Origin of the sequence: Seohaeicola sp. 4SK31 (genome assembly GCF_028802875.1) — a bacterium.
Classification (GTDB): Bacteria; Pseudomonadota; Alphaproteobacteria; order Rhodobacterales; family Rhodobacteraceae; genus Seohaeicola.
This window is the reverse complement of the sequence record NZ_JARAMP010000007.1, coordinates 1-18,047: the sequence shown is the minus strand read 5'-3', so window position 1 is coordinate 18,047 and position 18,047 is coordinate 1. Positions and strand designations below refer to the sequence as shown.

General features: G+C 65.2%; 13 protein-coding genes. 7 read left to right on the top strand and 6 right to left on the bottom strand.

Translation table 11 applies throughout. From position 1 onward, the window contains the following. Window positions 1-263: 263 nt before the first annotated feature. Both PVW27_RS07405 and PVW27_RS07400 read left to right on the top strand, forming a co-directional pair. On the top strand, window positions 264-458 hold the full coding sequence (locus PVW27_RS07405; protein ID WP_274556480.1) for a hypothetical protein: 195 nt from the start codon (window positions 264-266) through the stop codon (window positions 456-458). Then, window positions 455-8,959, top strand: a complete 8,505-nt coding sequence (locus PVW27_RS07400; protein ID WP_274556479.1) for a GH36-type glycosyl hydrolase domain-containing protein — start codon at window positions 455-457, stop codon at window positions 8,957-8,959. Before PVW27_RS07405 ends, PVW27_RS07400 begins: the two co-directional genes overlap by 4 nt. 454 nt (window positions 8,960-9,413) lie before the next feature. On the opposite strand, the gene PVW27_RS07395 is transcribed toward PVW27_RS07400, so the two are convergent. The 4 genes from PVW27_RS07395 to PVW27_RS07380 are packed head-to-tail and all read right to left on the bottom strand — an operon-like array spanning window position 9,414 to window position 11,059. Then, window positions 9,414-9,668 carry a hypothetical protein gene (locus tag PVW27_RS07395; protein WP_274556477.1) on the bottom strand — a complete coding sequence of 85 codons (255 nt, stop codon included), beginning with the start codon at window positions 9,666-9,668 and terminating at the stop codon, window positions 9,414-9,416. Window positions 9,669-9,728: 60 nt separating this feature from the next. Beyond that, the gene (locus tag PVW27_RS07390; RefSeq protein WP_274556475.1) at window positions 9,729-10,220 is read right to left on the bottom strand and encodes a pyridoxamine 5'-phosphate oxidase family protein; all 492 of its coding nucleotides are present in this window, start codon (window positions 10,218-10,220) and stop codon (window positions 9,729-9,731) included. A gap of 60 nt (window positions 10,221-10,280) precedes the next feature. Continuing rightward, on the bottom strand, window positions 10,281-10,772 hold the full coding sequence (locus PVW27_RS07385) for a YidB family protein (RefSeq protein ID WP_274556473.1): 492 nt from the start codon (window positions 10,770-10,772) through the stop codon (window positions 10,281-10,283). A 35-nt stretch (window positions 10,773-10,807) separates the two neighbouring features. Then, complete coding sequence (locus PVW27_RS07380) at window positions 10,808-11,059, bottom strand: GlsB/YeaQ/YmgE family stress response membrane protein (RefSeq protein ID WP_274556471.1); 252 nt, start codon at window positions 11,057-11,059, stop codon at window positions 10,808-10,810. 261 nt (window positions 11,060-11,320) lie between these two features. Between PVW27_RS07380 and PVW27_RS07375 the strand changes: the two genes are divergently transcribed. The 4 genes from PVW27_RS07375 (at window position 11,321) to PVW27_RS07360 (ending at window position 15,888) form a co-directional block, all read left to right on the top strand. Continuing rightward, on the top strand, window positions 11,321-13,414 hold the full coding sequence (locus PVW27_RS07375; RefSeq protein WP_274556469.1) for a catalase: 2,094 nt from the start codon (window positions 11,321-11,323) through the stop codon (window positions 13,412-13,414). A 110-nt stretch (window positions 13,415-13,524) separates the two neighbouring features. Beyond that, the gene (locus tag PVW27_RS07370; protein WP_274556468.1) at window positions 13,525-13,941 is read left to right on the top strand and encodes a CopG family transcriptional regulator; all 417 of its coding nucleotides are present in this window, start codon (window positions 13,525-13,527) and stop codon (window positions 13,939-13,941) included. 22 nt (window positions 13,942-13,963) lie between these two features. Further along, entirely contained in the window at window positions 13,964-15,124 is a 1,161-nt protein-coding gene (locus PVW27_RS07365; protein WP_274556466.1) for an extracellular catalytic domain type 1 short-chain-length polyhydroxyalkanoate depolymerase, read from the top strand. Between the two features lie 254 nt (window positions 15,125-15,378). Then, the gene (locus PVW27_RS07360) at window positions 15,379-15,888 is read left to right on the top strand and encodes a hypothetical protein (protein WP_274556464.1); all 510 of its coding nucleotides are present in this window, start codon (window positions 15,379-15,381) and stop codon (window positions 15,886-15,888) included. An 83-nt stretch (window positions 15,889-15,971) separates the two neighbouring features. Here the strand turns inward: PVW27_RS07360 and PVW27_RS07355 are convergent, their stop codons facing one another. After that, on the bottom strand, window positions 15,972-16,841 hold the full coding sequence (locus tag PVW27_RS07355) for an NAD(P)/FAD-dependent oxidoreductase (protein ID WP_274556463.1): 870 nt from the start codon (window positions 16,839-16,841) through the stop codon (window positions 15,972-15,974). Between the two features lies 1 nt (window position 16,842). Next, window positions 16,843-17,202 (bottom strand): hypothetical protein, encoded by a 360-nt coding sequence (locus PVW27_RS07350; RefSeq protein WP_274556461.1) that lies wholly within the window; start codon window positions 17,200-17,202, stop codon window positions 16,843-16,845. A 480-nt stretch (window positions 17,203-17,682) separates the two neighbouring features. Here PVW27_RS07350 and PVW27_RS07345 point away from each other — a divergent pair, with 480 nt between their 5' ends. Next, entirely contained in the window at window positions 17,683-17,835 is a 153-nt protein-coding gene (locus PVW27_RS07345) for a hypothetical protein (protein WP_274556459.1), read from the top strand. Window positions 17,836-18,047: the final 212 nt, after the last annotated feature.

Here is an 18,047-nt window from a genome sequence, read left to right as displayed (position 1 = left end):
CAGGGTTGAGGGGCTTCTCGACATCCGATCGCCTGCTCACCCAGTCCAAGTGAAACAGCCGACCGCGCTATTCGTTCCGGTTTTCCTTGGTGAACCGCACGCCGCACGCCAACGTCCGGCGATTCCGGGGCCTGAATGGACGCACTCCGCCACCGCTGCGTGATTGTCCCTCACCCAAGGGAACGACTGTCGCTCATCAACAGTTATTCAGGGACTAGCAGCGCACCGCGCATGGCGGTCGCGTGTCCAGAAAGGACGTTTTCATGGAATGGGATCAAATTTCCGACAAGTGGGTGGCCATGACCAAGCGCCTGCGCAACGATTGCACGACCGGGCCGCGCACCATCGACCGACTCGATACCAAGGGCCGCGTGTACAAGGCCGGTGACCGGAAACTGGCCGAAACCATGCCCCCCGAGATCGCAGGCGGCGACCGTAATCTGTCGTCAAACGAGTGAGCGATCCATCGCCGCGGCGCGCGGCGACCGCTGGCCTTCGCGCCGGCCTCGGTCGTCTGCTGCCGCGTGGCACAAGGGCGCAATCCGCCGCTTTGTGGCATGATCGCACGGTGATCCGGGCCGAATTGTTCGGCACCGAACGCCTGGAACATCACGCCATATCGCTGGCCAAAGCCCAACCCGTGACCGACCGCACCCTGCGCGTGTTTCCCCTGCACGCAAGGGTGCAGGACAACGCCGCCGAACTTCTGTCGGCCTATCGCTGCTGCACCAAGGCGCTGCAATCGGGGCAGACCGTCTCACCCGCAACCGAATGGTTGCTGGACAACTACCATCTGGTCGAACGCCAGTTGGAACAGATCGCGCGCGATCTTCCGCCCGGATACTACCGGCAGCTTCCCAAACTGGCCGCAGGCCCCTTCGCAGGATATCCGCGCGTGCTGGGCATGGCCTGGGCCTATGTCGCCCATACGGACAGCCTGCTGAACGGTAAGGTTCTGACCCGTTTCGTGCGCGCCTATCAAACCGTCGATCCGCTGACCATCGGCGAATTGTGGGCCGTGGCCATCACCATTCGTATCGTGCTGATCGAGAACATGCGACGGCTGGCCGAACAGATCACCGCCGCGCAACGGGTCCGAAAGGACGCCGATGATCTGGTAGACCGCCTCTTGTCCCCCGGACCGGCGGGGGATGTCCCTCCCTCCTCCGAACGCGGCTTGCGCGTGCTGGCCGATGCCGTGGCCGCTTTCGAACATGCCCCTCTTCCCGAAATCTTTGCCGCGCGCATCGCCCAGCGACTGCGGGGTTTCGACCGCAATGACACGCCCCTGCTGGATTGGCTGCAAGCACGCCTGACGCAGCAGAACCTGACCATGGACGATGTGGTCCATCACGCGCAGTTGCGGCAGGGAGCCTCCAACGTCACGATGCGCAACATCGTCACCAGCATGCGCCTGATCACCGAGATGGACTGGCCTGACTTCTTCGAGGAGGTCAGTCTCGTCGATGAAAGGATGCGCGCGGGGTCGGATTTCGGCGCGATGGACTTCGCAAGCCGCAATCTTTACCGCACCGCGATCGAATCCCTCTCCCGCGGCGCGGATCTGTCCGAAGTGGCCGTCGCCGATGCCGCGCTGACCTTTGCCGACGTGGATGGCCCGCCCGCCCTGCGTGACCCCGGCCACGCGCTGATCGGGGCGGGGCGCGGCGCGTTCGAGGCCCGGATCGGCTATCGTCCGGGGCTGGCGCTACGGCTGCGACGCCACGTCGGGCGGATGGGGCTGCGGGGATATCTGCTGGCCATCTGCACCCTGTCGCTGGCCCTTCTGGGGCTCGCGCTCGCTCAGGCAGGGGTGCAAGGCCCGCTGCTGCTGCTGTTGTTCCTTGCGGGGATCGGTCCGGCCTTCGAGGCTGCCTCCGCGCTGGTCAATCTGCTGGTGACCCGCACAGTGCCCCCCCGACGCCTGCCGGGGCTGGATCTCGCCGCTGGCATCCCCCCCGGGTTGCGGTCGCTGGTGGCGATGCCCGTGCTTCTGGACAGCCCCGACGATCTGGCTGCCTGCATCGAACGGCTTGAGGTGCATCACCTGTCCAGCACGGACGGGGCCTTGCACTATGCGCTTCTGTCGGACATGCCGGATTCCGATACGGAAACCCGGCCGCAGGATGACGCCCTGATCGCCCAGGCGACCCGCGCCATTGCCCGGCTCAATGCCACGTATCCCTCTCCCGGCGGCGACAGGTTCCTGTTCCTGCACCGTCGGCGTCAGTGGAATTCCGCGATGGGGCGCTGGATGGGCTGGGAACGCAAGCGCGGCAAGCTGACCGAGCTGAACCGCCTGCTGCGCGGGGCCACGGATACCAGCTTCATTCCGCCCTGCACCGTGCCGCAGGACGTGCGCTTCGTCATCACGCTGGATGCCGATACGCGGCTTTTGCGTGACACCGTCAGACGATTGATCGGCAAACTGGCGCATCCCCTCAACGCGCCACATGTCGATCATGACATCGGCCGTGTCACGCGGGGCTATGGCATCCTGCAACCGCGTGTGACGCCTGCTTTGCCGGTCGGGGCGGCAGGCTCGCTCTACCAGCAGATCAACGCCAGCCATGGCGGGATCGACGTCTATGCCGCGGCCATCTCGGATGTGTATCAGGATCTGTTTGCAGAAGGTTCTTTCACCGGCAAGGGCATCTATGACGTGGATGCCTTCGAAGCCGTGCTGGCCGGTCGCGTGCCCGAGAACACGATGCTCAGCCATGACCTGTTCGAAGGCAACCTTGCCCGCGCGGCCCTCGTGTCGGATATCGAGGTGGTCGAGGAGTTCCCCGCCCGCCATGACATCATCGCAAAGCGCCAGCACCGTTGGGTGCGGGGCGACTGGCAGCTTCTGCCATGGCTGCTGCCCCGCAAGGGGGCGGCGCTGGCGCCGATCACCGCGCTGGGTCGCTGGAAGATGATCGACAACCTGCGCCGATCCCTGACCGCGCCGCTGACGCTGATCGCGCTGGCCGCAGGCTGGCTCCTGCCCCTGCCCGGTGCCGCGATCTGGACCGTCATGATGGTTGCCCTGCTAGCCCTTCCCTATCTGCTGCCCCTGCCCTTTCTGCTGCTGCCGGGGCGGGCGGGGATCACCGCGCACAGCCATATCGCCGCCCTTGCCGCTGATACCCGGATTGCCCTTCTGCGCATCGCGCTGGACTTGACGTTGTTGCCTGACGCCGCGCTGCGCATGGCGGACGCCATTGTGCGGACCGGCTGGCGATTGGCCGTGTCGCGGCGCAACCTGCTGGAATGGGTGACCGCGGCCCAGATGGCCCAGCGTCGCCAACCCGGTGCCTTGCGGCATTACCGCGAGATGATGGGCGGCGTGACCCTTGGCGTTGCGGTTGCGGCTGCGGCAATCGCGCTCAATCCGCCCGCTGCGCCTTTGGCCGGGCCTTTCGCGCTGCTCTGGCTGTTAAGCCCCCTGATCGCCTTTCGTGTCAGCCGCAGGCGCCCACCGCCCCAGACCGCGCTGCTGACCGCGCCCGTCAGTCAGGATCTGCGCCTGATCGCGCGCCGCACGTGGCGCTATTTCGAGACGTTCGTGACCCGGGACGAAAATGACCTGCCCCCCGACAACTTTCAGGAAACCCCGCAACCCTTGCTGGCGCGCCGCACCTCGCCCACGAATATCGGCCTCTATCTGCTGGCCACAGTGGCCGCGCATGACATGGGCTGGATCGGCCGGGCCGAAGCCACCTCCCGTCTGGAACGGACCCTGTCCACGATCCAGCGGATGCCGCGTTTCCGGGGCCATCTGCACAACTGGCATGCGACCGATGACCTGCGCGTGCTGGAACCTGCCTATATCTCGACCGTGGACAGCGGCAATCTGGCTGGCCATCTGATCGCCGTCGCGCAGGCCTGTGCCGAATGGCGGCGCACCTCCCCGGCCGAAGCCGACTGGCGCGCAGGTCTGTTGGATACGCTGACACTGGCGCAACGGGCGCTGGAGGAAACCCGGTCCCCGGACAGGGAACTGGCTGCACGCTTAAAGGACCTGTCCGAGGCCGCAAAGGCCGCCGCCCCGCTTGACCGGTTGCTGGCATTGAGCACGCCCACCCTCGTTCAGGCCCGCATGGCTGAGGCCGATACCGCGTCCCCGCAGACCGAGGTCACTTTCTGGATCGCCGCCGCACATGCCTGTCTGGCCGGTCATGCAGCGGATCGCGACCTGTCCCTTGGCCCACGTCTTGCCGCTGTCGAGGACCTGTCCCGCGGGCTGGCCAATGCGATGGATTTCGACTTCCTGCTCGACCGGGATCAGAAACTCCTGTCCATCGGCTTTTCGGTCGCCACCAACCGCCTTGACGCCAGCCGCTATGACCTGCTGGCCTCAGAGGCGCGGCTGGCCAGCCTGTTTGCCATTGCCAAAGGCGATGTGGACACGCGCCACTGGTTCCGTCTGGGCCGGGCGGCCACGCCCATGGGGGCCGGATCGGCGCTGATCTCGTGGTCGGGCAGCATGTTCGAATATCTCATGCCGTCACTGGTCATGCGCGCCCCCGAAGGCTCGGTCCTTGCCGAGACGAACCGCTGGATCGTGCGGCGGCAACAGGCCCATGGGGACGACCTCGGCATTCCATGGGGCATCTCGGAATCCGGCTACAATGCCCGTGATCTGGAAATGGCCTATCAGTACTCGAATTTCGGTGTGCCCGGTCTGGGCCTGAAACGCGGACTCAGCGAAAGCCGCGTGATCGCCCCCTATGCCACCGCTTTGGCCGCCATGGTGGACCCCGCCGCAGCACAGCAGAACTTCGCGCGCATGGCTGCGCTGGGGGCCCAGGGCAGCTTCGGCTTCTACGAGGCGCTGGATTTCACCGCATCGCGCCTGCCCGCCGGGACGGCCTTCGCCATCGTGCGCAGCTACATGGCCCATCATCAGGGGATGACCATCACCGCCATCGCCAATGCCGTGCAGCAGGGCCGCCTGCGCGCGCGTTTTCACGCGGAACCCATGATCATGGCGGTTGACCTGCTCTTGCAGGAACGTGTGCCCCGTGATGTCACCCAGTCCCCGCCCCGCGCCGAAGAGGGGGCGATGCCGGTCCGTGAGCCGGACTCAGCCCCTGTCGTTCGGCAATTCCCAAGCCCCGCAACAGCCGTGCCCACGGCCCATGTCCTGTCCAACGGCGACTATGGCGTCATGCTGACCCCGACAGGGGCCGGATACAGCCATTGGCGCGGCCTTGCCGTGACCCGCTGGCGCGACGATCCCACGACACCCCAATATGGGGCCTTCATTACCCTGCGCGACCGGGCAACGGGCGCAGTCTGGTCCTCTGCCCTGCAACCGACCCGCGTCGAGGCAGACCGGCACGAGGCCGTGTTCAGCGAACATCAGGCCGTCTTCACGCATAAGGCCGCCTCGCTGACGACCCTGACCGAAGTCGTCGTCTCTGCCGAAGACGATGCCGAAGCCCGGCGCGTCACGCTGACCAACAGCGGCCGCCGCCCGCGCGAGATCGAGTTGACCTCTTACGCCGAACTGGTCCTTGGCCCCATGGCGGCCGATGTGGCGCATCCGGCCTTCTCGAAACTCTTTGTCGTCACCGATGTGCTTCCCGAACTGGGCGTCCTGATCGCCACCCGCCGCCGCCGCGCCCCATCCGATCCCGAAGTCTGGGCCGCCCATATCGCGGTGGTCGAGGGCAAGGAAACCGCCCCCGTCCAGTTCGAGACGGACCGCGCCCGCTGTCTGGGTCAGGGCAATACCGTCATGCAGGCCGCCCTTGCAGGGCGATCCCTGTCGCAAGGCACGGGCACAGTGCTTGATCCCGTCTTCTCGATCCGTCGCACGGTGCAGGTCCCCGCAGGCGGCCAGGTCCGCGTCACCTTCTGGACCATGATCGCGGATGATCCCGCCACGCTTCTGGATCTGGTGGACCGCCACCGCGACCCCTCGGCCTTTGGCCGCGCCGTCACCCTGTCATGGACCCATGCGCAGGTCGCCTTGCGTCACCTCGGCATCACCCGCGCCGATGCGGCTGACTTCCAGCGTCTGGGCGGCATGCTGATCCGGGCCGACAGGCGGCTGCGCTCACCGGACGCGGTGATCCGCGCCGGCGCGGCCGCGCAATCGGCCCTCTGGCCCCACGGGATCTCGGGTGATCTGCCGATCCTTCTGTTCCGGATCGACGATGTCGAGGACATCCCGCGCCTGCATGAAGTGCTGGCCGCCCATGAATATCTGCGGATGCGCCAGATGGCCTTCGATGTGGTCATTCTGAACGACCGCGCCGCCTCCTATGTGCAGGATCTGCAAAACCTGATCGAAACCGCCGTGCGATCCGCCGGGTCACGGCCAAGACCCGATCTGCCCGGCAGCGCTGCGGTCGGCAAGATTCATGTGCTGCGCAGCGATCTGATCCTCCCCGAGGCCAAGGCCATGTTGCTTGCCGTGGCCAGCGTCGTCTTGATGGGCAGTCGCGGCCGCATCGCACAGCAGATCGACGCCCTGCCGGTACCTGTTGCCCCTGTGCAGACCCCGCCTGCACCGGAACAGGCAAGACCCGCCCCAGCCGCAGAGCCCTTCGACACCGCATCGCTGGAATTCTTCAACGGCACCGGCGGCTTCGACGCACAGGGCCGCGAATATGTCATCGTGCTGCGCGCGGGCCAGACCACGCCCGCACCATGGATCAATGTCATCGCCAACCCGGGTTTCGGCTTTCAGGTCTCGGCCTTGGGCAGCGGCCATGTCTGGTCCGAAAACAGCCGCGAGAACCAGTTGACCCCTTGGTCGAACGATCCCGTCACCGATCCGGCGGGCGAGGCGTTCTGGATACATGATCTGGACAGCGGCCAGACATGGACCCCGACCGCCCTGCCGATCCGCGACTCCGGTCTCTATGTGGCGCGCCACGGCTTTGGCTACAGCCGGTTCGACCACAGCGCCCATGGCATCGCCGCGACGCTGGTGCAGTTCGTGCCACTGGATGATCCCGTCCGCATCTCGCGCCTGACCTTGCGCAACAACACGGCCAAGACCCGCCGCCTGTCGGTGACCGCCTATGCCGAATGGGTGCTGGGCGCAGCGCGCGGGGCAAGCCTGCGCCATGTCATCACCCATTGTGACCCGGTCACCGGCGCGATCATGGCGCGCAACCCCTATGCCACCGCCTTTGCGGGCCGCATTGCCTTTGCCGATCTGGGCGCGGATCTCACCAGTCACAGCGCCGACCGGACCGAGGTGCTGGGTCTGGGCGGCAGCATGGCCGACCCGGCAGGAATTGGGGCCGCCCCCCTGTCAGGCCGCACGGGCCCGGCACTGGACCCCTGCGCCGCCCTGCAAAGGGTGGTGACCCTCGCCCCCGGCGAGACGGTCGAACTTGTCGCCCTGCTGGGCCAGACCCGGTCCGAGGAGGCCGCCCGCGCCCTGATCCAGCGGCACCGGTCCGCCGATCCAGAGGTCACGCTGCAAGGCGTCAAGGACCATTGGGACGATCTGCTGGGCGCGGTCCAGATCCAGACACCCGACCGGGCCATGGACATCATGGTGAACGGCTGGCTTCTCTATCAAACGCTCGCCTGTCGCGTCTGGGCGCGTGCGGGCTTCTATCAGGCCAGCGGCGCCTATGGCTTTCGCGACCAGTTGCAGGACGGGATGGCGCTGGCCGCCCTCAGGCCCGCCATGACCCGCGCCCATCTGCTGCGTGCCGCATCCCGGCAATTCCCCGAAGGCGATGTGCAGCATTGGTGGCTGCCCCATTCCGGCCAAGGCGTGCGCACCCGTATCTCGGATGACCGCGTCTGGCTGGGCTTCGCCGTCGCGCAATATATCAGCGTGACCGCAGATACCGCCGTTCTTGATGAACAGATCCCCTTTCTTGACGCACCGGCCCTGCTGCCGGGCGCGCATGACGATTTCGGCACGCCGGATGTGACGCCTTTCACGGCATCGCTGTTCGAGCATTGCGCCCGCGGTCTGGATCAGGCGATCAGCCTGACCGGGGCCAACGGCATGCCGCTGATCGGCACAGGCGACTGGAACGACGGCATGAACCGCGTGGGCGAAGACGGGCGCGGCACCTCGGTCTGGCTGGGCTGGCTGCTGATCGCCACGCTGGACGCGATGGCCCCTCTGGCCGATGTCCGCGATCCCGCACGCGCAACCCTGTGGCGGCGTCACCGCGCGGACCTCGCCGCCGCCATCGAACGCGACGGCTGGGACGGCGCATGGTATCGGCGCGGCACCTATGATGACGGCACGCTGCTGGGCTCGGCCCAATCCACCGAATGCCGTATCGACAGTATCGCACAATCCTGGTCCGTTTTGTCAGGCGCGGCCGATCCGGCACGCGCAAAGCAGGCCATGACCTCGATGGCGCAGCACCTGATCCGCCCCGACCCCGGCCTAGCCCTGCTCTTCACGCCACCCTTCGACACGTCGGACCAGCAACCCGGCTACATCAAAAGCTATCCGCCCGGCCTGCGCGAGAATGGCGGGCAATACAGCCATGCCGCCATGTGGGCGATCCTTGCCTTTGCAGGGCTGGGCGACGGCGACGCGGCGGGGAATCTGTTCGCGATGCTGAACCCGGTCCATCACGCACTGACCCCGGCGGATGCTGCGATCTACAAGGTGGAACCCTATGTCGTCGCGGCGGATGTCTATTCCACCGCCCCCCATGTGGGACGCGGCGGCTGGAGCTGGTACACAGGGTCCGCCGCATGGATGTATCGTGCCGGGATCGAGGGGCTTGTCGGCCTGACCCGCGCCGGGCCGGACATCATCCTGAACCCCAGCTTTCCGAAGGCCTGGCCAACCGTCAAGGCCGTGATCCGACTGCCGGACGGCCCACTTGCCATCACCATCGACAACAGCGCCGGGACGGGTCACGGGATCGTCTCTGCCACGCTGGACGGTCTGGCGCTGGCCCCTGTGGATGGCAAACTGATCCTGCGCCCCACGGCCACATCCCGCACCCTGACGATCAGGCTGGGATGACCGTGTGATCCGTCCCCCGTGTGCGCAAGAGTGGACGCGCAGGGTGCACGGCGCGCGGGATGCGCGGGGGGGCGTGCGGCCTAGGTAGTTTCCGGTGCTACCTGTGGCGGATCCGACGGATTAGTATCACCTGACGGCATGTCCCTGTATGTCGCCACGTCCAGGCAACTGGGCGACCGGGTCTGATTGCGACGTCGAGGCGCTGCAAAGTATCGTCCCTCATCTCTGCAGTGCCTTGCATGATGACCCGGTTGTCCAGTTGCTTCGGATCGGCAGTAGGACCAGATCCCGAAGGCCGCCGGACAGCCAAGCAATCACTCAGCACGTGAAAGCGGTCAGGACGACCAGTTTGTCGCGCAGTCCCGCCGATACGGCTTGAACCGCCGCAGCGCCTCCGCCCTGCAACGCATCCGCCATCAGGCGGGTCAAAGTTTCCGGTCAGTGTTCGTTTCGCTCAGACCTCGGGCGCGGACGGGTCAGGGATCACCCCGTCCACTCGGTCGATCTTCTTGGCGTCCCAGTCCGGGTCCTGCCGTTTGATCCGGCGCGAGATGAGATAGCTGATCGGCCATGTCAGCAGCACACCGATCACGGCGGCCACGGCGATCGCTGTCCAGGAATACCAGCCAAGCGCCAGCACAAGGGTCACAAGGCTGCCTGTCACCATGGCCCCTACGGCCAGGGTCAGAAAAATACTCAAACGGTCCATTTTGTCCTCCTTCAGTCTGAATGGCAGGCACGAGGGCCGTGGCCCCCGCACCTTGCCGGGTCAGGACAAGGCCACCTTCGCGACATTGTCCCGCGCATCGGCTTGCGGGTCCCCGCCGAAGATCAGTTTCAATCCTGCCAGAAGACTGGACCCGTCGCGCCAGATCTCGGCGCGGACAGGATCGAAGCGCAACAAGGCAAGGGTCGGATCATCCTTGCCGTCCTTGTACCATGCCGCGACAGTCGGATTCCAAAGCCGGTCGATGACCGCAGGGTCCGTCACGCGGGTCATATGGCCGTGCACCGTGGCAAAGATGTCGTGACCTTTCGACACAAAGGTGAAGATCGCCAGATCCTCGTCCCTGGCTTGCGTCACAAGGTCGGCGTCGGTCGAGGTGAAGAACCAGATCGGACCATGGTCCGCATCCCCGTCCATCTGCACCGTCATCGGACGCAGGCTTGTCGGGGCGGTGTCCTCCAGCCCCAGCATGACCGTCCGGTCCGACCGGAGGTGGGACCAGAAGTCGGCGGTCATCTTTGCATCATCTGTCATGGTGAAGTTCCTTTTCAGGTTGGTGTCGCGGGATCGTGGACCCCGACGACAAAGCATGTCTCAGGTCAGCCCGTGCATCTCGTCACCAGTCGGCAGCCGACCTTGCGGGGTGAAGCGATTGACGACTTCGGGCAAAGCCACGTTCAGCCGCAGCAGCAGCTCCTCGCGCGACAGACCGGTCTTCCGGCCCAGATCGTCCAGAGTCTCATGCCCCAGAGCATCCTCCAGCTCCGCGACATTCATCGGCCGGTTGGCCTGCGTCGAGACCCAGCTTTCTGCCATCTCCCCGCGTCCGGCATCCCGGAATCGGCCAACAAGATCACCAAGCCCGCGCGAAAGAACCGACTCCCCGCTGCTGCCATCAGGGCTGCCGCCCTGAAAAAGCCCGACGATCTCGGTCAGAAACCCGTCCCGTTCAGGGGTGTTGGGTGCGGGGGACCCGGTGTTCTGACGGGCATCGTCCAGCATATCGCTGAGGCAACCCCGGTTCTGATAGCCTGCGACGGCCACAAGACCCAGCAGGGCCAGAAGGGAAGGCGTGGATTTCGACATTGTATCTCTCCGATATTGCGAGGGTTGAATTCAGCTCAACCGCGCCGTTGCATGAAGCCCCAGACCATCAGGACGATGATCGCGCCGACCGCAGCACCGATCAGCCCGGCCCCCTCTCCCGGCCCATACCACCCAAGGCCCTGCCCAAGGTAAGTGGCCACGAAGGCGCCGATCACGCCAAGGATGGTCGTCAGGATGAAACCCGAGGGCTTGTTGTCCCCCGGCGTGATGAATTTTGCGATGACCCCGGCCAGAAAGCCGATGATGATGGTCCAGATGATGCCCATGGCACGCTTGCCTTCCTGTTGTGGGAATGTTCAGCGACTCAACCCTGACGCAGGCAAATCGTTCCCCTGCACCGCCCGGCAGGGCGGCGTTTTATCCGCAAGCGGCCAAGAATGGCGCGGCCGGTGCCCCCGGCTGGGCGGTTTCCCGCTTCACGCCCCACAGGCCCCCGACGCGACGAGACGTCTTGGAACGCCAGCAAGAGGCCGGTGTTGTCACATCATCGCCAGACAACAACCAATCTGCGCCAGAAGGATTTGCACATGACACCCCCGAAACAACAAGGCACCGACATCACGGCCCTGACCTCGGCCACCGGGGCGGGCGGCGAGATCCACCAGCACGCCGCCGAAGGGGACGAGCGTCTGACCACCGCGCAAGGCGTCGTGATCGCGGACAACCAGAATTCCCTGCGCCCCGGCGCCCCCGGCCCGACCCTGCTGGAAGATTTCGCCCTGCGGGAGAAGATCTTTCACTTCGACCACGAGCGGATTCCCGAACGCGTCGTGCATGCCCGCGGCTATGGTGCCCATGGCACCTTCACCTGCTCGCGCGCCCTTGCCGATGTCACACAGGCGGCCCCTTTCGCCGCCGCTGGCAAAGAGACCGAGGTTTTCGTCCGCTTCTCGACCGTGGCCGGCAGCAAGGGCTCGCCCGATTTGGCGCGCGACGTGCGCGGATTTGCCGTCAAGTTCTACACAGATGCCGGCAACTGGGATCTTGTGGGCAATAACATCCCGGTGTTCTTCATTCAGGACGCGATCAAGTTTCCCGATCTGGTCCATGCCGTCAAACCCGCCCCTGACCGCGACTTTCCGCAGGCGCAATCGGCGCATGACAATTTCTGGGACTTCATCTCGCTGACGCCCGAGGCGATGCACATGGTCATGTGGCAGATGTCCGATCGCACGATCCCGCGCTCCTTCACCACAATGGAAGGGTTCGGCGTGCATACCTTCCGCTTCGTGGACGCCGACGGCGCCTCCACCTTCGTAAAGTTCCACTGGAAACCCAAGATGGGGCTGCAATCGGTGCTTTGGGACGAAGCTGTCAAAAGCAACGGCGCAGACCCGGACCGCCACAGGCGCGACCTGTGGGATGCCATCGACCGGGGCGACTTCCCGGAATGGGATCTGGGCGTGCAACTGTTCGATCAGCAATTTGCCGATGACTTCGCCTTTGACGTGCTGGACCCGACAAAGCTCATCCCCGAAGAGGACTGCCCCGTCCAGATCGTCGGCACCATGCGGCTTGACCGCGCCGTGGACAACTTCTTTGCGGAAACCGAACAGGTCGCCTTCTGCACCGGCAATGTCATCCCCGGCATCGACTTCACCGATGACCCCTTGTTGCAGGGCCGGAATTTTTCCTATCTCGACACGCAGCTGAAGCGTCTGGGCAGCCCCAACTTCACCAAGCTGCCGATCAACGCGCCCAAGGGCTGCCCGGTGTCCAATTTCCAGCAGGACGGCCATATGCAGACCGCCGCGCGCAAAGGCCGCGTCAATTATGAACCGAACGGTTGGGGTGAAGGCCCGCGCGCCCATCCGCTGGAAGGCTATGTCAGCTACAAGGCCCCGGTCATCGGTCCCAAGATGCGCCTGCGGCCCGAAAGTTTCGCAGACCACTACAGTCAGGCGCGGCAATTCTACATCAGCCAGACACCGTCCGAACAGGACCACCTGCTGTCGGCCCTCGTCTTTGAACTGTCGAAATGCCACGAAGCCGACATCCGGGTCCGCATGGTCGCGCATCTGATGAACATCGACGAATGGCTGGCGCAGGATGCGGCGGACCGCCTCGGCATAAGCATCATGCCCGAACCCGCCCCCGCCGCGCGCCCCACGATGATGGAATTGCAGGCGTCGGCGGCGCTCAGCATCCAGATGAACCCTCCCGGTGACTTCAAGGGCCGGAATCTGGGCGTCATGATCAGCGACGGCTTTGACGGTGGCTTGCTCAAGGCACTGGAAGAGGCCGTTACGGCCGCGGGTGGCCTGCTGCGGGTGATCGCGCCAAGGATCGGCGGGGCGATCTGCAGCAAGGACAATCTGCACCCCGTGACAGACCAGATCGGCGGCGCACCTTCCGTCCTCTTTGATGCCATCGCCGTCCTGCCGGGCGATGACAGCCTGACCGCCTCGCCCGCCGCCATAGCCTTCCTGCAGGACGCCTATGTCCATTGCAAACACCTTGGCCTGTCCGACAGTGCGGCACCGCTTCTCGCGGCCTGCGGCCTGTCCGAGGCTCAGGATGACGGCTTCCACATGTTGTCCGATGATGCATCGACCAGCGATTTCCTGACCGGATGCAAAGGAGGACGCTTCTGGGAGCGGGAAGCCGCCTTCATCGCCTGACAATGACGCGCTGGACAGGGGCGATGGCCCCTGTCCGTAGCATTGGCCCTTGTGATCGGGTTTCAAACATCCATATACCATCCATACAGATGGTCTATGGAGGATCTCCCTTGGCCCAAACACCGCCCCCCGCGCCGAAAACACCCGACTCCGAAAAGATCACCATCAACCTCGGCTTCGTTGACCTTGGCCAGATCGAACTTCTGGTGCGCGAAGGGTTCTATTCCAACCGCAGCGACTTCATCCGCACGGCCATCCGCAACCAGATCGACCGCCACGCCGAAACGGTGCGCCAGATCGTCATCCGCCGCAGCGTGGATCTTGGTCTGCGCCATATCACGCGCGACGAACTTCTGGCGGCGCAAACCGCTCAGGAGATGCTGGACATCCGTATTCTGGGTCTGGCCGTGATCGCGCCGGATGTGACGGCGGATCTGGCCCGCGACACGATTTCATCCCTGTCCGTTCTGGGCACACTCCAGGCCAGCGAGGCGGTCAAGACCGCACTGGCTGATCGCCTCATCTGATCTTCAACTCTGAAAGAGACCCATGAAACATTCATTCGCCCGCGGCATGTCCCGGGCCACCGATCTCACGCGTGCCGGCAAACTGGACGAGGCGACCGCCCTGATCCAGAGTCTGCTCAAGGGCGCGCCGGCTCCCGCTGCCGACACGGCAGGCACCGGCGATGACGCGATCGAAGGCAGCTTCACCCGCCTTGATGAACCTGTCGCCGCGCTGAAAGCCTCTCCGGTCGCAACCGCAACGCGCCGTGCACGCAAGCGGCTTGGCGCGACGCTGCGCGACATCGCGGCGGCGGGGATGGCGAACCCACACTCCCGCACCCCAGCCGCGACGGATCTGCCCCAGGATGCTCAATTCCTGTCTCTGACCCACAGTTCCGCACAGGGCAGCCGCGACTATCGCCTCTATGTGCCGGCCATTTTGCCCGCGGGGCCGGTTCCGCTGATCGTGATGATGCACGGCTGCACCCAATCGCCCGAGGATTTCGCCAACGGCACCGGCATGAACCAGCTGGCCGAGGAATTCGGCGTCCTCATCGCCTGGCCGGCCCAGACCAACGGGGCCAACATGCAGAAATGCTGGAACTGGTTTCGCCCCGAGGATCAGGTGCGCGACCGGGGCGAACCCGGCGTGATCGCCGGAATCGTCACCGACATTCTGGCCAGCCATGAGGTCGATCCGGCCCGCATCTATATCGCAGGCCTGTCCGCAGGCGGTGCCATCGCCGCCATCATGGGCGCGGCCTACCCCGAAGTGTTCGCGGCCATCGGCGTGCATTCCGGCCTGCCGGTCGGCGCGGCACGCGACATGCCCTCTGCCTTCAGCGCGATGCGCAGCGGTGCCGAGGGGTCGGCCTTGGGCAAATCCATTCCCGCCATCGTGTTTCACGGCCTTGCAGACAGCACGGTCCATCCCAGCAATGGGGATGCGGTCATCGCCCAAAGCCTTGGCCCCCGCCCCGGAACCAAGCGCGCCAGGCTTGACGGTGTCTCCGAAGGCGGGCGCAACTATCGCTTGACCCGCCATTCTCTGCCCAACGGCAACAGCAAGGCCGAGCACTGGGAAATCGACGGCGCGGGCCACGCATGGTCCGGCGGGCAGTCCAGCGGCAGCTATACGGATCCCAAGGGCCCCGACGCCTCGCGCGAGATGGTCCGCTTCTTCCTGCAGCACAAACAGGACTGACCGCCGGATCAGCCCTCAGCCCCGTCATGGCAGGCCCGTGACGGGGAACGGCGGACCAACGCCAACCAGCCGCTCTGACAGATACCCCCATTACGCAGGGCGCCTGACAGGCAAGTGGCAGTATCCCGCCGACAGACCCCGCCCCGGGCCGCGCCGAGCCGGAACGAAGGACGCAGGTTGCCATTGTCTCACCGTGGGTCGCGCAACCGTCGCACCCACAGCCCAAGACCCCTCACACCAATCTGGAGACCAACATGAAACGCACGTTCATCATCCTGACACTCGCCACCCAACTGGCCGCGATTCCGGCCTTCGCCCAGACGACAGCCGCGACAACCGGCGCGGGTTCGGGTGCCGGCACCTATGGCAGCGACTGGTCGGAAACCCTCCGTCCGGCCCTGTTCACCGATGAGGGCACCAAGGTCCGCGACGCGTCCGAGATCGCAAACCAGTGGGCAACCCTGTCTGACGAAGACAAGGACATGATCCGCCGCGATTGCGAAATGCACGCCAAGTCGTCCGACAGTGCAAGCACCACAACCGGGTCCACCACCGGGACCACGACTGGCAGCGCAACCGGCAGCGGCGGCACCTCCACCGCGACCACCGACAGCACGACCGGCAGCACGGCCACGACCACGGACAGCACGGCCACCGGCAGCACTGGCGCGACCACCGGCACGACGACCGATGGCGCAATGCCCGTCCTGGACGTGACAGCCGAACAGATGGACGAGATCTGCGAAGCGACCAAAGACCTCTAAGGTCACAGGACGGCGCGCTTCGGCGCGCCTTCCAACCATCTGCACCCCAAGGGATGATCCGCACTTATCCCAGTGCTCAGGCGTCAGCCCAAATCATTGTGAACCGCCATCGCTCCCTGCGCCCCCTGCCCCATCGCCACGGCGATCTGGTCCAGCCCCTCGGTCAGATCACCGATGGCATATATCCCGTCAAGGCTGCATCTCTGCCTTGCGTCAGTCACGACATACCCGCCCGGTGTCAGCCGCAGTCCAAGCTGGCTGGCCAGATCCGTGCGCGGAGTCGTGCCCAATGCCACATAGAGCGTGTCGAAGCGATGGTGCTCATCGTTCTCCAGCGTGACGACTACCTCCGCCTCTTCCAGCGTGACACAGCGCATGGGCGCCTCCGGCGTGGGTATCTTGCCCTGCGCGACGACATGCACACCCGCTGGCGGGATCAACATGACTCTGCGGGAATAGGTGGCGATGAACCGCGCCTCGTCAGATCCGTGAACACCCTGCCCCAGGACCGCAATCCTTTGGTCACGCACCTCATAGGCATCGCAGACGGGACAATAGCGGATCAATCCCCCGGCCAGACCCCGATCATGGTCCCGGCGCGACAGGGGCGGGCGATGGTTGAAAACCCCCATGGCCAGGATCACGCTGCGCGCGACAACGATCTGCCGGTCCGTCGTGATCCGGAAAGCGCCCTCCCATGCCTCGATGCGGGCGACGAGCCCCGTCTCGATCCGGGCCCCATAGGCCAGCGCATGGGCGCGCATCGCATCAAGCAGATCCGGCCCCGGGATTCCGTCGGGAAAGGCAGGCTGGTTATGCGTTCGCGGAATCGTGCGCGCCCGCCCGTCCCCCCCGTCAAACACCGTGACGCGCCGCAGGAACCGCGCCAGATACAGCGCCGCCGTCAGCCCGGCGGGGCCGCCGCCCACGATCACGCAATCCTGTAGCGTCAACCTATCCGTCCTGCGCGGGCTTCTTGCGCTCGGACCCCTGTTCCTTGACGCCGACACCCTGCTTCTCCGGGTTCTTGCTGTCGAAGGCCTCAGGCGCATGTGCCGAACCGGCATGTTCCCCTTGGGCATTCTCGCGGCGTCCCGGCTGATCCAGCTTGCTTGTGTCCCGCTTGGGGTCGTCCGAGGACGCAAGCACCCGATGCGGATCCGTCAGATCCTGTCCCGGCTGCTTCTGCGACCGTCTGGCGGCCTCGTTGGGATCAACGCGGTGATGACCCGCCGGGTCGATCTGCTGCTGGCGCTGATCAATCACGTTGTTCTTCTTGCGCAACGCCTTGGTCGATTGTTTGTCTTCCGTCATGTTCTCTCTCCACTTCTGTCTCCTTCAACCGGACAGATCGCGGATCGTTCCGTGGTCGGTCGGGACCAGTCGCGCCTGACCCGTTCGGCAAGCGGGCACATCCCCGGAACCGAAAGCCTCCCCCGCCGTGGATCGTCAGCGCGGCCCGGATCACACGGACGCAGGCACAGACGGTCATGACAAATCTACCGCGTAAGTAGTTTCCGACGGTATCGCCCCCAGCCCCCGGCTGGCTAAAGTGATCCGTGTAGCGAGTTACAGGCAACCACATTTCGCCGGATTTTTGACCCCGCAGCTGGCAAAGCTCTCCTGCCCGATATTCGCGCCACATCGGACAGGGGGCTTTGTCAATTTCCGACAGGTGATCGGACAACCAAACCCCATGGCGTTGCAGTCCATGGGGCTTTGACCCTCCGGAACGCCCCGGGTGAGCCTCCTGCGTGCCCACCTGCTCAACACCTTTATGAAACGGAGTTTGCGATGCCGGATTTCGAGCGCCTCTTCGAGAAACTCAACACCCTGCAAATCCGATCAGATCGCGATGCCGATCGGATCTTCAGTTGGTGGCTTATCGCAGGTCTTGCAGTCTCGGCCGCCTCCAGCGCCCTGGCTTTGAGCGCCTGGGGGCTGTGACACAGCCATCACGCAGCTTCGCGTGGCTCTTTCCACGCGGCGGTCACCGTGATTGCGTTTCCTCCCGTCAAACCAGCCCGCGCGTGACCACCGCGATCAGCGCGGTCAGGCCCAGAAGCAGGCTGATGAATCCGAAGGTGCGGCGACGGTCCTGCCGGGCCGCCAGAACCCCGCCATAGTCGAACCGTTCATAGACGACATTCCGCATCGGC

Coding starts and splice junctions, on each gene's coding strand:
- PVW27_RS07405 (WP_274556480.1), top strand. CDS start 264: ATGGAATGGGATCAAATTTCCGACAAGTGGGTGGCCATGACCAAGCGC.
- PVW27_RS07395 (WP_274556477.1), bottom strand. CDS start 9,668: ATGGACCGTTTGAGTATTTTTCTGACCCTGGCCGTAGGGGCCATGGTG.
- PVW27_RS07390 (WP_274556475.1), bottom strand. CDS start 10,220: ATGACAGATGATGCAAAGATGACCGCCGACTTCTGGTCCCACCTCCGG.
- PVW27_RS07385 (WP_274556473.1), bottom strand. CDS start 10,772: ATGTCGAAATCCACGCCTTCCCTTCTGGCCCTGCTGGGTCTTGTGGCC.
- PVW27_RS07380 (WP_274556471.1), bottom strand. CDS start 11,059: ATGGGCATCATCTGGACCATCATCATCGGCTTTCTGGCCGGGGTCATC.
- PVW27_RS07375 (WP_274556469.1), top strand. CDS start 11,321: ATGACACCCCCGAAACAACAAGGCACCGACATCACGGCCCTGACCTCG.
- PVW27_RS07365 (WP_274556466.1), top strand. CDS start 13,964: ATGAAACATTCATTCGCCCGCGGCATGTCCCGGGCCACCGATCTCACG.
- PVW27_RS07360 (WP_274556464.1), top strand. CDS start 15,379: ATGAAACGCACGTTCATCATCCTGACACTCGCCACCCAACTGGCCGCG.
- PVW27_RS07350 (WP_274556461.1), bottom strand. CDS start 17,202: ATGACGGAAGACAAACAATCGACCAAGGCGTTGCGCAAGAAGAACAAC.
- PVW27_RS07345 (WP_274556459.1), top strand. CDS start 17,683: ATGCCGGATTTCGAGCGCCTCTTCGAGAAACTCAACACCCTGCAAATC.